Origin of the sequence: Muricoprocola aceti, from assembly GCF_025567005.1 — a bacterium.
GTDB lineage: Bacteria > Bacillota > Clostridia > Lachnospirales > Lachnospiraceae > Marvinbryantia > Marvinbryantia aceti.
Genome location: NZ_JAOQKE010000015.1, coordinates 27,442 through 45,051, shown reverse-complemented (window position 1 = coordinate 45,051; position 17,610 = coordinate 27,442). Strand labels below are relative to the sequence as shown.

Here is a 17,610-nt window from a genome sequence, read left to right as displayed (position 1 = left end):
CCCCGTTCTTGTATATATAGAATACAAAAAAAGTTTTCTTGTGCAGATTGACATGGTGAACAATTCAAGTTAACATTTTGTTATATAACTGTATATTGTGACGGATAAAAAATGACAAAATGGAAAGAAAGTATGTCTTATCGTCTAAAAATACAATAATACAGAAACGCTGGTACAGATGGATGACTCTGAAAGTGAAGGGGAACAGATCGTTGGAGGAGAAACGGATGAAGAATCGGAGAATAGCTCAGTAGATACAGCCGGATAGGATACGTCGGCCGGAGGAGAGGAATCTTCCAGTGAATCAGCAGAAACGGTAACGATTACCAGGATTACCGGAACTTCGGAAAAAGAACAGTTTATCAGTGAACTGGACGGTTGTGGAATCGCCTTTAATACCAAACTGTCTGTAACATATTCTGATGGTGTTACAGAAAATTGTGAGGTTGGAAATGATAAGTTCACAGACCGATATGGCAATACGATTCCGTTTTATTAAAAAAATGAAGATACAGGTGAGACCAAGCAGGATACAGAGATGACGCCTATGTCAGCAGGCACCTGGTATATGATCTGTAAGATAAATGGAAAAGAGTTCCAGACGGAGGTAGCTTATCATGTGGTAAATTTGGAGGATGCAGAGATACCGGTACTGAAAGTAGGACCTGTGACGATTCACAGCGGAGAGCTTGAAAAGCAATGGTATCAGTTCGTTGCTCCAGAGACAGGAAAGTACTATTTCAGAACAAGCACCAGCTTTTCTGTTTTCCAAAAGACAGAGGCTGGGATAGAAGAAGCAGGGTATTCTCATGAAAGTTTTCAGACGACTGCGGGAGTGATCTATTATCTTGGATTCCAAGGACCGGCAAAGAATGAAACAACCGGATGTTGGGGTAATGACTGGACCACAGAATTGGCGCAGGTGCATGGAGAAATAACATCCGTGACAGATATCACACCAGAGAAAGAAGTATATCTGAATGGAATGGATTTTCATATCATAGCCGGTTCACAGATTACGATCCATTATCCGGACAGAGAGAGCAAAACGATAAAATGGCCAGATGCTGAGACCTATATAGATGAAACAGGAAATGCAATTTCGATAAGATTAAAGAGAAAAGATGATTCTGAAATTTACAGCCAGGAAGAGATATTGAAAGAGGGAGATTATGCAGTATCTTTTCTGGTAGATGGAGAAGAAATCGGAGCCAGTGATGATGTCTATCATTTGAGAGAAGCAGCGAATGCAGAATTACCTGCACTGAGTCTTGGAGAAAATGAGATTATCAGTATGGATTCAGAACATTTCCATAACTGGTATCGGTTTACTCCGGCTGAGACGGGAACTTATAAGATTGATAAATATAATAATCTGAATATCTACACAAGTGACGGAGAAGTTAGATACACACAGAATGGTACATTTTCGGCTACAGGAGGAAACACCTATTACATTGGTTTTCGTGGTCCCTATCCATCAGATGGAACAGACTATACATGGAGAACAGAAATAAGAAAAATCAAAACGGTAAAAGCGATCAAGGTAACACCAGGTAAAACAGAGTTTTATGCCGGAGTATCTCAGAACCATATACGGTTACAAAAGATGGAATTTCGTTACAGTAATGGTGAATCAGAAGAATTCACGGAAATTGGAAGTTGGGACAATATCGATGGCAATGGAAATGGAATCTATGCGTATGTGGAAGGAACAGACGGCCAGCGATATGGTATGTGGGAAAAACTGCCACGGGGAGAATATACGGTTCATATTCAGTGTCAGGCAGATTCACAGATAGAGGATACTTACGTTATACAGATAAACAAAGAGGAGCCTACACCATTTCACGGCGGTGCAGTAAGTGTAACGAGAATGCGACCAGATAAGAAGTATGCGGTTTCTCTTAATGAAGACAAAATAGCGCAATGGTTTTCTTACACACCAGAAAAAGATCAAACCGTGCAGCTGCAGTCTTATGGCTCTTGTGATGTGTATGGGGAGTTATATGATGAAACTGGTACAAAATTAGCAAACAACGAGAATGATACAGAAGAAAGAAATTTCTCTATACAGATGACATTGCAGGCTGGAAAGACCTATTACCTGAAAACAAGATTACGCAGTACAGGAGAAGCAGGAGATTATCAGGTTTGTCTTACCGAACATAAAAATATAAAATCGCTGGAAGTAGTGGAGCATAATCTGAAAACAGTTTACCGGAAGGGAAACGATATGCCAAATCCGGATATTTTGTTAAAAGCTACCTGTGAAGATGGTAGTAATGATGTTTTTTATAAAGGAGAAAAGTACGGCAGCGAAATATCAGGCGAAGTCATAAAAGAAACAGGCGATCCGGTGGATACGTTGGAAGAGGGTGGTGCCTACATTTATCAGATTCGCTATGGAGAAGGACAGACTGTAGAAGTAGGAAGGTTCCGGGTGGTATCACTGGCAGAGTATACGAAGCAGGTGGTAACAGAGAATCAGGAACAGAAGATGGACGTGGATGAAACGCATACTATGCGTTATCAGTTTACAGTTGCGGATGAATGGATCTATCAGCTGAGTGCAAATGTTCCTTTTGAAAATCTGAAAGTATATGATACAAATGAAAATGAAGTGGAAATAACAGCAAATGGAGATACATATACGGAATATGCGGCACTGCCAGCCGGAACGTATTATGCAGTGGCAGATCTGGATTCAGATGTGACCAGTCTGATAGTGTCCGTAAAGAAGGCAATCTTACCGACCAGTATGTCTGTGATATATGACGGAGACGACCTGCTTTCGGGACCGGATACATGGAACAGGCAGAATCTGGCAATTGATGTAACGTACACTGATGGAAGCAGAAGATGGATACAGTACATGGAAAAAGACTGTTATGGAAACCGCTTCCAATATAAAATCAGGGATATGCAGGGGAATAATTGGAATATGTATCAAACCTGTCCGACAGGAACCTATACAGTTATTCCGGAAGTGTCTCGTGCTGGTATGGATAGTTGGAATGAAAACAGTCTTTCCTCACAGATTCTGAAAAAAGTGATGAAAGAAGATAGCATTACATCTGCGACAGTAAAAGTGGTAAAACCAGATGTTGCTGCGATGACGGAGATTACCACAGAGAAGAATGTGGAGGTGACTGGCAGAAGCGGAAGATATTTTTATACTTTTATTCCGAAAGAAGCTGGAACATATACCGTAAAATATCAGGGGACAGACTATGCGAATATTACATTCTATGAGAATCTGGATAATCAGCTTAGCAATTTGGGAAATATCATAAATGCAGAAGCCGGAACAAGATATGTGGTGATGGCGGAACATGCTGCAGATTATCAGTTCCGTATTATAAAGGCAAACACAGCGACGGAAGAAACGGTGAAAAAGACGATCCAGAGTGTAGAGATTTGTTCAGAACTTGATTACGTGCATGGAGATTCCATGCGGCAGTACATTGGACAATTGTATCTATACGTGACTTATACAGATGATACAACAGGGATGGTGCCTCTTTTTTGTGATTCAAATGGAACAGTAACGGATAAATCAGATGATTATGGAAATGGATTTTATGATATTAAAGTAGAAAAAGTAGAATCGGAAACGAACGGGGAATGTGATCTGAATGTGTCTGTGCGTACAGAGGAAAAAGGTGTGACAGAAGGCCGGTTTCCGATCAGAGCTGTGGAAGACTGTGCAACAGAAGTGACTGCCGAGAAAGAAGTGCAGGCATCTGCACCTGCCTACTTTAAGTTTGTTCCGGAAGAAACAGGAAATTATGTGTTTCAGACAACGGCACAGGGATATGGTGTGTACTTTGGAAACTTTATAGAAAATGCCTCTTTTTCGAATGGAAACAGTTTTGATGAAAATGATACCCGCGTCAACAGGACAACGGTAAAGCAGCAGAGAGGAAGAACCTATTATTTTAATGTGGCAGAAAACAGAGGAGATCCTGTGATTCCTTATACGCTTTCCATTTCGAAAATAAAGAAGAATGTGGCAGGTCTGAAAATTGTAGAGGTACCAGAAGATCTGGCAGCTTATGCCGGGATAGGATTGTTGGATTACCGTTGGTTAAAAACAGAAGTAACTTATTCAGACGGAAGTACAGAGCTTCTGATGGATGAGGAAAAGGAACGTTACAGTGGAATGTTTTTACAGCGAGAAGGTTCATGGATAAACATGGATACATTTCGAGTAGAAGTGGAATGCAACCAGTATCGTACTTTTGTGGATCTTCCGGTAAAAGCCTGGGATTATACCGGCATACTGGAACTGGAAAAAGCTGTGGTTATCAAGGCGGGAGAAAACTTTGGAATGTATTCTTTCACACCGCCAGAAAAAGGCAGCTATCAGCTTTGTATAACCGGAACAGAGCAAAATATGTTTGCTGAAGTCTACGACAGTGAAACACAGAGGGCTCTTTTTCCGCAGTATGGATATTATACGCTGGAAGCAGATAAAACTTATAATGTGGCATTTCATTACTACGAGGAGAAAGAGGATCATACGGTAACGGTACAAAAAGCGGAAGAGCCAGGCGAACATGTTCATAATTATGTAGTGGACAGAAAAGAAGCTACCTGTGAGGAAAAAGGATATACTCAGAAAAAGTGCAGTGTATGTGGAGAATTGCTGGAAGGAAGTTATGAGGAGATTCCGGCACTGGGACATAAACTGACAGAAACAAAGGCAAAGGAAGCAACCTGTATCGAAGACGGAACAAAAGGCTATTGGATCTGCGAAGTTTGTGGAAAGGTATTTGCAGATGCAGATGGGACAGTAGAAACAACCGTAGAAGCATGTGTACTTCCGTCTCTTGGGCATGATTTCAGAGAGATGGAATGGATAGAAGAAAAAGAGCCAACCTGTACAGAGGCTGGGAATTGGTCTTACTGGTATTGCCCGTTATGTAAGGGTGCATTTGATTTGATGGAGACTACTTTTATACCGACAACCATGGATATGATCATACGTGAACCATTAGGGCATGACTGGGAAACTGTAGTGCTGCAGGCAGCTACAGATACCGAAGATGGTATGCAGGCAGAGATTTGTTCCAGATGTAAGGAGGAAAAAGAAGGAAGTCGTAAGCCGATTCCAATGACCGGCCACAAGATGGGTGAATGGAGTGTTACGGCAGAAGCAACCTGTACAGAAGCAGGAGAAAAAAGCAGGAGCTGTATCAATGAATACTGTGTATATTGTAAAGATGGGACAAGGTATACAGAGACAGAAGAACTTCCGGTACTTGGACATGATATGACAGAGACGGAAGGGTATGAGGCAACCTGTACGGAGCCAGGCCTGGATCCGTATTGGAACTGTAATCGGTGTGGCAAGAGTTATACAGATGTAACCGGAAGCACAGAGACGACTGCCAAGAATCAGGTGACAGCAGCTCTTGGTCATGATATGACGAAGATAGAAGAGGTAGCACCTACCTGTACGGAGGATGGTCATAACGCTTATTGGATCTGTAATCGATGCGGCAAGATTTTTTCAGATGAAGCTGGCAATACGGAAACAACGGCAGAGGATCAGATTCTTCCTGCTATAGGACATCAGTGGGAAGAAAAAGTACTGGAAGAGCCAACGGAAGATAAAGAAGGAACGACAGCGATTGTCTGCAAAAATTGTGAAGCAGTACAGGAAAACAGCACAAAGATCCTTCCAAAGAAAGGCCATACTTACACAATAGTTTCGGAAGCGTTGTCCTGGACGGAGGCCGTTGCAAAAGCGCAGGAATCCGGTGGACATCTGGCAACCGTTACGACTGCGGCAGAAAGTACCTATATCAGACAGCTTATGGAGGAAGCCGCTGTTACGGATTGCTGGATTGGCGGATTCCGAGACGGCAGTCAGTGGAAATGGATAACCAGAGAGGAATTTTCTTATTCCGGATTTGCTGAGGTGCCGAATGGAGAAGGAATCTATCTGCTGGAACATGCAGATGGACTCTGGAGCAACTCTGGAAATGAAGAAAAGCATAGTTTTGTAATTGAACGAGATGATATCAGTTATATACCAGATAGTGCGGCACCGGAGATTGAGCGTGTTTCGCCGGAAAATCACAGTGTATTAAATGGTGTGAAAGAATTTGCAGTAGCTGCCAGTGATGATACGGCAGTGAAATCCATCAAGATGGAATGGGCAGTCAGCGCAGATGAATTAGAATGGGAAACACTGGATCAGGTAATCGCCGGAAGTGAAGGAATCTTTTCAGTGGGTACCACAATCTGGAAAGAAGCTGTGATTAAGGTGCGATTCCTGGCAGAAGATATCTATGGAAATAGTGCTTACAGCACAGCCGTATATGAGTATACCATTGATAATCAGGGACCGGAAAAAGTGACCGGACTGGCATATTCTGCTACTTCTACGAACATTACCTTATCATGGGCTGATGTGCCAGATGAGGATTTTGGCTATTTCCAGGTAGAACAGCAGCAGGAAGATGGAAGCTGGACTGCAATACAGAGAGCAGACAGTACTCTTGGAGTTAATATTTCCGGCCTTTCTCCGGAAACAAAAGCTACATATCGCGTAGTAGCTTACGATGCATATGGAAACCGGGGAACCGAGTCGGATCCGATCGAGGCATCTACAACAAAGGATATGACAGCACCGGTGATCTATGATATTTCGCCGGAAGCAATGAGATGTAAAGGCACAATTTCGATGCAGTTTACGGTATCAGATGATACAGGAGTCAATGCGCTGTTGATTCAAACTTCCAGGGATAAGTCTGCATGGACAGAGCTTGCCAGTCTGGAAGTGCAGAAGAGTGGAACCACAATTGTAGTATCCTATACACTGGACACGGATATGTTAGAAGAAGGATCTGTTTTTGTACGTGCCATTCCGACAGACTTGTATGGCAATGAGGGAAACAGTACGCAGACAGCACCTTTTGTGGAATATGTGATAGACCGCACTGCTCCGGCAGCACCGCAGGGACTGAAAGCGGCAGAACCAAAAGGCAAAAAAGTAATGCTATCCTGGAAACGTGGCGAGGAAGAAGATCTTGCCGGATATCAGGTGGTACGAACCAGTCTGGATACCGGAAAAGAAGAAATCCTTGTTTCGGATTACACTGCGTTAAGTTATGTGGATCGAAATGTAGAATTCAGTCAGAGATATGCATATCGCATTCGTGTGACTGACCTGGCAGGCAATATCAGTGAAGACAGTGAATCTTTAGAAGTCACCATTCCGGCAGATACTGAGAAACCGGTGATTCACAGTATTGCACCGGCAAGTGGCAGGATTGGGATCAGGAGCCAGATCAGGGCATTAGTGGAAGACAATAATGAGGTAGAAGTCCTGCGGGCATCTTACAGTACCGACGGGGCAAACTGGCAGACGATTTTTGATATCAGCGTAAATGCACAAAATGGAGTATATCCGATCAATGTTGACTGGGACAAGATCAACCTGGGAGCAGAGAAACAGTTTTATCTGAAGGCTGTTTGCGTGGATGTGTCTGGAAATATCAGTGAAGAAGTAACCAGAACCTATACCATCGATGATGTGGCACCAGAAGCATCTGATCTGACAGCAACAGTAAAAGAAGACCAGAGTGCTATCGAACTGACTTGGACAAGCGGACAGGAAGAGGATCTGGCCGGGTTCTATCTGTATCGAAGAGCTGCCGGTGAGACAAAGGATAACAGCATCTGTGTATTACAGAAGTCGGCGGAAGATAAGGAACAGTATACATTTGAAGATACGACGGTACAGTCTTTGACAGGTTATATTTACTTTGTCAGATCTATAGACAAATATGGCAACTCTGCGGACAGTAACGAAGTGATGATTACAGCACCATTGATTCAGGTGGTGGATACGACAGATCCATATGCCTATATATCAGCTAATTCCAGAGGCGAACTTGGCGTGGAAATGACATTTTCCGCAGCGTCATCTTATGACGATACAGGAATCGTTTCCTACAAGTGGGATTTTGGTGATGGATCTACGGCAGATACGATGGAAGCGGTTCACACTTATGAGACGGCCGGAACCTATGAGGTAACACTTACGGTTGCAGATGCAGCTGAAAATACGGCAACTGTGCAGATGAATGTAACGATTTACGACAAAGACAGTACAGGATTCGTGCGTGTCAGAGTACATGATGAAAATGGAGCGGCAGTATCGGATGCCGGAGTCTACTTTGATCTGGGGTCAGAGCAGATGAGAATGATCAATACCAACGGTGATGGCTATGCAGAACTTACCGCAACCAAGGGTATGTATCCGATCGGAGCATATAAGGACGGCTATCTTCCGGTTAAGAAGGAAGTACAGATTACCGAAAAGCAGACAACAGAGGTTTCTCTTACTCTGGTGAAAAAAGATATGATTGTTGGTGATCTGACGGTGAGACGTATGACGCTGGAGGAAATCAAGGCAGCTGGAATCAAGCTGGACGAGGAAGCCAATCAGAATGTCTTCAAGTTTAAAACGACGCTGTATTACAAAGGAGAAGAAATCCCGGTGGAAGGTACCTATAGTGGTGGCCAGTGGCATTGGGAAGATGAAGAATATAAAGTAGATGACCGGATTATCAAACCGGTGCCGATTCCTATTCCGGATTTCGATGGTTACTGGAATTATTCCGGCGGAGGCAGTGGCGGTTCTGGTGGGGATGGCAGTCAGATGACGATCAAAGAGCCGATGATTGCCGTGCTGGAAATCCCTGGAGAAGGAAGCTGGTTGAAGGACTTCTTTGATGTGGAACTTACGGTTTTGAATCAGGCAGATTCTGCATTCTATGTAGATAACTGTAAGGCAACCTTAAAAGTACCTTCCGGACTGACGTTAATGGATTCCAATTATACAACTGCCAGTCCTGAAGTTTCCATGGGAACAATTCAGGGTGGAAAGAGTGCATCTGCACACTGGATTCTGCGTGGTGATGAAGCAGGTGAGTATGAAGTAGGTGCAGATTTCTCCGGTACACTGAGAGATTTTGGAGCAAGTATCCATGCGTCCTTTAAAGTAAAAGAGCCGTTTAAGGTACGAGGCGGAGAAAACATCTGGGTGGACATTATCACAGAAAGTGCTATTTTGAATTACACTGATGGTGCCATTCGAGTAGGTATTCGAAATGAAGATGAGAACCCGGTATATTGTCCGAATCTGAAGCTGGACAAAGTACAGCTGGTAAAATCCTGGAAGGCATCAGGACCAAGTACTGTGAATACCAGCCGTGAAGTACTGGAGACGGGAGAAGAACTCTGGTACGATTACATCATTGACCGGGATGATTGGGAAGAACTGATCGGGGCGGAAGATACTACATTCTATCTGGTAAATCAGATTACAGAACAGCTTTCCGGAGTTGACGTAAACTTTACGATGAAGACGGTAGAACCGTTAACCATATCCCCAGATAAGATAGAAGTCTATGAATATGACAGTGAAACAGGGGAAGTGGGCGAAGAAGTAAAATTATTGGATCTGCAGAAAAACGGAGTGTTCAAAGCAGAAATGCCGGATCTGATGATTAAGACTTATCGTCAGGATGAGTATGGAAAAGATGTTCCGACTTCTATGGAAGTGACCATTCGGGATGGCTATCTCATGCGAGATGACAAACCTGGCAACAGCCATGTAAAGAAAGTCACTACAGATGAAAATGGTACATGTATCGTGAAAGGATACGAGATTACGGACTGGCTGCCTGGAATATCAGATGGCGCAGCAGATGGAAATACGAAGACAAACTACAAAGCGTATGATATCGGCTTTTACAGCAGCAGAGCAAGGAAGATTGTATCGGTCGTGGTCAGAGGCAAGACAGCGACAACCGGCAATTTGACCGTGTGTGTGCAGGTTGAAAAAGAAGACGGAGGATATGCGAATATATCTGGTGCAACGGTAACGGTTGGAAATACCAGTGCAGTTACGGGCAAAGAAGGAAAGGTGGATATCTTTGGTAAAGCAGTTCCGACAGGAAAAAATACCATCCGTATTACTGCTGAAGGGTATTATCCGTTGGAAGATATTGTAACAGTAGGCGAACAGACAGAGAAAACCTATTATCTGTATAAGGATGATGGACTGGGACATTCTTTTATTAAGAATCTGTCCTGCAGTCTTAGCTCCAATTCGCTTGGAAATATCACCATTATTCCAAAGGGTACTGCATCTGGAAAGGTTACATTCACCTTGGATAAGGAGATTGTAGATGGAGAAGAATTTCAGAATTATACATATCGCATTTCCAACAAAGATAAAGTGGTAAAAGAAGGTGAGTTTACCAGTAATACATTCCTTCTGGATATGAATGATATGGATGCCGGGGAAAAACTGTACTTTGGAATGAAAGTGAAAACCGCTGATGGCCAGATTTACCAGGTGCCATACCAAGATGCTCATTTTCTGGTAATTGAACGCCCGAATTTCCTGAATAGCTTTACTTATGACCTGAATCAGGCTACAGATGGAAAAGAATGGTTCTTAAAGGGAAGTGATGTAGTAAAAGTACTGTTTAGCAAGAAGGGAAAAGATACCAAGGTCAACATTGGAAGCGGAACGAAAGATTCTTCTGATGATGAGAAAGAGGATACTTTACTGAAGCTGCTTCATCAGTATGACTTTGAAGTGGAAAATGAGAAAGAATTTCCGGTCACCGCAAGCTACGATACTTCAGGAAAAGTAACCATTGCTTATGCACTGAAACAGGAAAAGGCGAAGAAACAGTCTGGATTTTATGCGATTAGCAATGATAAGGACGGAAAACCGGAACGAACATCACTTTCCGGTGATATTAAAATTCAGCTGACCTTTACCTATAATACGATAAAAAATGTATGGGATGTGGCGGTTGATATTATACTGGAAGGAAATGTGAGTGTTCCTCTGGCAAAAGGTGAGTGGAAACTTGCCTATGCGGAAGTTGGCTTTGAAGGAAACGGAGAACTGGACCTGCAGTTATGCAAAACAGAAGTAGGAGATCAGTTCCTGGAAGAACTGTCAGATTCTTTCGCATTAAAGAGTGGAACCATAGAAGGTAAGGTAAAAGGTTCCGCAGGTGGAATGGTAGGAATGAAGGAACTCGCTTCTCTTGGCGCATATTTCAAGGTTGGCCTGAAAATGGGCTTTATGCCATATATGAAGATGCTGTCAACAGTAGAAGTTGGGTGGGAAAGCCATTTACTGTGTTTCCAGAACGGAGGAGCTTGGTTGAATGAGAATTATGAGCTGTTTGCAGATTCCGGAACAACTTCGCATGAATTATCTGACCAGGAATATAGTGTGCTGTCAGATGAGGCAGCGATTTTGGCTGTGGCAGAAGCGGCACAGGAAAATGCAGGAGGATATGTTCTGGATTCTGCTCCGGCTGACAGCCAGTGGCTTGGACAGACGGAGGAAACAGAAGGAAAACCAGGAACACTTGCGCAGGGTGTCTACTATGATGTTCAGCCACAGGTGGTGCCTCTGGCAGATGGAACAACTTTAATGGTATTTGTAAATTATACCGAGGATAAAGATAATCCGGTTGGTATCTATTACACCAGAAAAGTGGATGGCTCCTGGACGACACCAAAGAGGATTTCAATAGATGGAACCATAGAAATGTCCCCGAAGCTGACGAAGACAGAGAACGGTGCAAGCCTGATCTGGACAAAGCTGAAGGAGCGCCTCGGAGATATGAGTGGAACTTATACAGAGGAACAGATTGCAAATGCACTCTATGATAAGATGACTGTCTACCAGGCATATTATGATCCGGCAACGGATGCCTGGACAACTCAGGAAATTGCGTCAAATGGAAAACTTGTCAGCAAACCAGTTTGGGCAGGCAATGGAGAGAGTGGTCTGAGCGTATGGGTAGAAAATGCAGCAGGTGCAGAAACTGCAACAGTAGAGAAGCCGGATACCTTACACTTTGTATACAGAAAGGGCGAAGTAGTATCTGGTCAGGGCGAAATTCAGGTACCTGGTTATCTGATCTCCGAGCTGGCACTGGAAGAAGCCGATGGAAGCTATCTGCTCACTGCCAATATCCGGAATCAGCAAGGCGGAAAAGAGATCTTTTACAGCGCTTATGATGGAAACAGATGGAAAAAGGCAGAGACGATCAGTTCTTCTGATACTGTATATGATCCGAAATATATCAAAGGAAAGTTGTATTATATCAGCGACAGAAAGATACTTTGCGCAGCAAACGGGAAGATTCAACAGATCGTATGCAGCGATTCACTGGAAGATGTAGAATCTTTTACAGCGACAGCATATGGAGAAAAAGGAATCATTCTGGCTTGGTCAGAAAGCAAATACGATGGATCTATTTATATGACAGTATCTCAGGATGGTGTAAGGTGGACGGAACCATTTGCAGCAGTAGAGCAGGCTGGACTGTGTGCGGCACCTCAGATTGTAGTGGAAAATGGTATGATATTGCTGGTATATCAGCAGGCGATTACCGAAAATGGTGTGCGGTATGAATTGAAATCCAAATCCATTCCTTTAGGAACGGATCTGAAACTGATGGAAAGCAGTACAGATGGAGTGCTTTATGCAGGCGCAGAAATGCGCACAGACTTTAAAGCAGCCAATGTGAGAACGGGAACAGTAACCGGAGTGAAAGCTGTGATATCAGAGAAGGAAGATGGCAGTGCTCCGATAGCAGAGGCCACAGTGAAAAATGGTCTGAATGGAACCATTATCTGGAAAGTGCCGGAAGCATACAATGGAAATACTTACTATCTGGTAGTATTACCAGCTGACAGTACCTTAGAAGATGTGAACATGGAAGATAATGCGACTGATATTGGCGGCCAGATGCGAGAGGTGGCGATCACCTATGGCTCTTACATGGGAACCACTGCAGAAGGTGCAAAATTGCTGATCGGACTGGAAAACAGAGGAATTGTATCCAGTGGCGGTATGAGTCTGAAAGCAGAAAACCTGGAGAGCAAAGAACTTCTCTATGAAGGAACCCTGCCAGATCTGGCTGGAGGCGATGAAAGAGATGTAAGCTTCCTGGTTGATAAAAATCTGTCTGATGTCAGTATCCTGGCAACGATCACCTGCGATGCAGAAGAAACGGATGAACAGAATAATACCGAAGTGATCCGAATCAATGATATTGTAGATCTGGATGAAACCATACAGGCACATACTCATACATGGGATGATGGTGAAATAGTAACAGAACCAACCTGTACCACAACTGGAGAAAAGCTGTATCATTGTACAGTAGAAGGTTGTACGGAAATCCGATCAGAAGTACTTCCGGCAGGCCATAAACTGAACAGGACAGAAGCAAAAGCAGCGACCTGTACAGAAACAGGAAATCAGGAATACTGGACCTGTGAGAGATGTAAGCTGGTATTTGCAGATGCAGATGCACAGAAGGAAACAACGTTAAAACAGCGGATGATTCCTGCAACAGGCCACAAATTTGGAGACTGGAAAGAAGTAAAAGCTGCCACTTGTGAGCAGCCTGGTTCTATGCAGAGAAGTTGCCAAAATGAAAGTTGTGATATGTCGGAGACGGCAGAGGTTCCATCACTTGGTCATAATTATGTGACGGAGCGAAAAGAGGCAACCTGTGAAGATTCTGGTTATGAACAGGAAAGATGCAGCAACTGTAATGAGATAAGGACAGGCAGTTATAAGAGCATTCCTGCATTGGAGCATGACTATGGTGAATGGGTAACGGTGAAACAAGCCACCTGTACCACCTTTGGTGAGATGACACAGACATGTAAAAGATGCGGATATGTATTCCTGTCAATTGTAAATATGACAGGGCATCAGTATGAAGAGGACTCAAAAAAGGCAACCTGTACGGAAGATGGGTATACGCAGCAGAAATGTAAGAGGTGCGGAGCGGTAGAAGATTATGAAGTTATCGAGGCACTGGGACATGACTTGCATGAAAAGATTTATACACAGGAAGCAGATTGTACCACGAACGGAAGGTATACACAGATCTGTAACCGGTGTAAGGAAACAATATCCGGGCAGGAACCAATGCTGGGACATGAGTATAAGTCAGATCGCAAAGAGGTAACCTGTACAGAGAATGGTTATACACAGCAGAAATGTATAAGATGTGATGCTGTAAAAGATTACACATTAATAGCAGCTTCGGGTCATGCATTTGGTGAGTGGAATACGATCACACCTTCCACCTGCAAGAAAAAAGGTATGGCAGAGAGAACTTGTAGCAATACTGGATGCAGCGAAAAAGAAACAAAAGAACTGGATCTGACAGATCATAGCTGGGAGAGCCGAATGATAAAAGCGGCGACTGCGACAGAAGAAGGTATTCAGGCACTAATCTGTAAAGTGTGTGGGGAAGAAAAGAAAAACAGCCGTACAGCTATCCCGATGACAGCACATCAGATGGGTGAATGGAAAATTGTGACAGAAGCTGACTGTACCACTGACGGATTACAGCAGAGGACTTGTACCTATCAGAATTGTACGATTTGTAAGGATGGAAACCGTTATACAGAAACAAAAGTGATGCCGGCTCGTGGTCATGATCTGACAAATGTAGAGTGGACAGTCGATGAACCAGCAAGCTGTACAAGGGAAGGAAGTCGCTCCAAGATCTGTACACGCTGCAAAGCAAAAGCACTGACAGAAGTGATTCCAATGACAGCACATGATTATGTGGAGCAGAAAACAGCACCAACCTGTACAACTGCCGGACATAGCCAGCTGATTTGTACAATTTGTCATCAGGTGAAAGCAGATAGTTTTACTTCCATTCCGGCAACCGGACATAGATATGGGGAAACAACGGTGATTCGAGAAGCATCCTGTACAGAAAATGGAATTCAGGAACAACGCTGTGAAAAATGTGGAACTGTTGAAACGACGGAGATAGAAAAAACAGGTCACAGGATGGATTTGACGGTTACACAGGCTGCAACCTGCGAAGAAGATGGTCTGATGACCTATGAATGCAGATATTGTAGAAGAAAGCAGTACAAAGTGCAGTCAGCTCTGGAGCATGACTGGAGTGAAGATATCATCACAATAGACTCTACGTTGGATGAAAATGGTGAAGAATTCAGAACCTGTTATCGGTGCGGTGGAATAGATATTATTCGAGTTATACCAAGTAAACGCCAGGCAGGATACCTTGACTTTATCGGCGGTTATGGTGAGTATGGACCTGATTATGGACCAGATGGAACGGACTTCGAAGATGTTCTGGGAGTAATGGGACACGTGGATGAGGAATTGGTGACAGCTGAACAGATTGCGGGAGTGGAACGCAATATGCCGATTACAGTAGATGCACCTCAGATAACAGGAAATATGTGCGACGATGCAACAGTGGTCGGAGGCACACTTGCTCTTGTGTCAGTTACGGAAACACAGACAGAAGAAAAGATGCAACCGATGTTGATGATGGATCAGACAGCAGATATGAATTCCCTGGCGGATCGTGTTGAGGAAGATACAAAGTCAGCAAAAAATGAGATATCCATTAATGCCGGTGAAATAGAAAGTGAGGAGATTGCAGGAACTGTGAAGAAATATCAGGATCTTTCTATTGCATTAAAGGTATTGCAGCCAAATGGAGAGTTAAAAGAGTATACGTCTGTAGAATCACCGGTGGTATTTACCTTGAAGCTGGCAGATCTGTTCACACAGACAGACTATAAGCTGGTCAGAGTATCTGCAACGACGAGAGCAACAGAAGAAGTAGCATTTAAGCGGAATGTGGATGGCGCTATCACCTTTACTACCAGAAACTTTACAGGTCTTCGTATCGTACAGGGGGACTGTATAGATGGAAAGCATGATATACAGGGAGCGAAGGAAAATACGATATCGGCAACCTGTACAGAACCTGGAAAAGTGACTGTAAATTGTACGGTTTGTGGTAAGGAAGTACAGGTAAGAACGTTGGCGTCATTGGGACATGACTATACAGTAAAAGGTGAACCGACACCGGCAACTTGTACAGAGAATGGAAGTCAGACTTATAGTTGCAGCCACAATGGATGCACAGAGACACGTCAGGAGACCATTCCGGCGACTGGTCATAAATATAAATGGATAGCAGTGCCAGGCGAGACAGCAACCTGTAAAAAAACTGGAAAGGAACAACAGGTATGTGAAATCTGTAAAGTGACTGGTGCATCCAGATCTGTCGAGGCACTGGGACATGAATACAGTGAATGGACAGTTACCAGGCAGGCAACCTGTAAAGAGGACGGCGAAAAAGCAAGAAGCTGTAAGCATGCAGGATACACAGAAAAGGAGACCAGAACGATTCCAAAGACGAATGAACATACATTTGTGAAGGATGGCAGTGTCGAGCCAGAAAGTGTAAACTGCTTCCAGGTGGAGCAGCAAAAGTGTAGTGTCTGCGGAATTACCAAAAAAGTGACAACGGGTGAGCCATCCCATGACTGGGGCGAAGAGCAGACAAAAACAGCCACCTGTATGGAAAAAGGAATGGTATTTAAGATCTGTAAGAACTGTGAAGAAACACAGGTTGTGAAGGTGCTGGATATTGCAGAACACAGGCTGGCAAAGACGGAAGCAAGAAAAGCGACCTGCCTGGAAAATGGAAATCAGGTATACTGGACATGCGAGGCGTGCGGTAAAGTTTTTGCAGATGAATCAGCACAGACGGAGACAACACTGGAAAAACTGGTGATTCCGGCAATCGGACATACACTTACTGCTACCCAGGCAAAAGCAGCTTCCTGTACTACTGCCGGTAATCATGCTTACTGGACCTGTACGACCTGCCATCAGGTATTTGCAGATGCGGCGGCTACACAGCCAACCACACCAGAAGAACTGACCATTCCGGCAGCAGGACATCAGCTGAATCAGACCCATGCAAGGGCAGCTACCTGTGTGGTAGAAGGAACCAGAGGCTACTGGATTTGTGGTACCTGCGGCAAGGTATTTGCAGATCAGGCAGGAAACATGGAGACAACCGTTGCCAATCAGGTACTTGGAAAAGTAGCACACAGGATGGGCGGTTATGTAGAAACGGTTCATCCGACTGCGCTGGCAGCAGGTGTGAAGACGCGAACCTGTAGTGTATGCGGCTATGCAGAAAATGCAGAAGTGGCGAAACTCATCAGTAATGTGAAACTGACTACCTCAAAACTTCCTTTGCAGATCAAACAGAAGGTAGCCTTAAGCAAGATTGTAACAAACATGGCACAAGGCGATTACATTGCATCTGCAACCAGCGCGAACAAGAAGATTGCGACAGTGGATAACAAGGGAAATGTGAAAGGTGTGAAGGCAGGAAAGGTAAAGATTACTCTGAATTTTGCATCTGGAATATCCAGAACCGTAACAATTACAGTTCAGAAAAAGAAAGTAGCGACATCAAAGATTACTGTTTCTGAAAGAAACGTAACCTTAAAGGTGAAAGGTAAGAGAACACTGATGGCACTGATTTCCCCGATTACATCCAAGGATAAGGTGACCTACAAGACTTCTAATAAGAAGATTGCCACAATATCCAGAAAGGGCGTCATTACCGCAAAGAAAGCTGGAAAAGCAGTGATTACGGTAAAAGCTGGAAAGAAGACAGTAAAAGTCAAAGTAAAAGTTATGAAATAAAAAGCAATAAGATA

1 protein-coding gene is annotated in these 17,610 nt (G+C 43.7%); it reads left to right on the top strand.

The features are described 5' to 3' along the window. The first annotated feature begins 538 nt into the window (after positions 1-538). A complete protein-coding gene (locus tag OCV47_RS11210) occupies positions 539-17,596 on the top strand; it encodes a PKD domain-containing protein (protein ID WP_262655147.1) in 17,058 nt (5,685 codons plus the stop codon). Positions 17,597-17,610 lie beyond the last annotated feature (14 nt).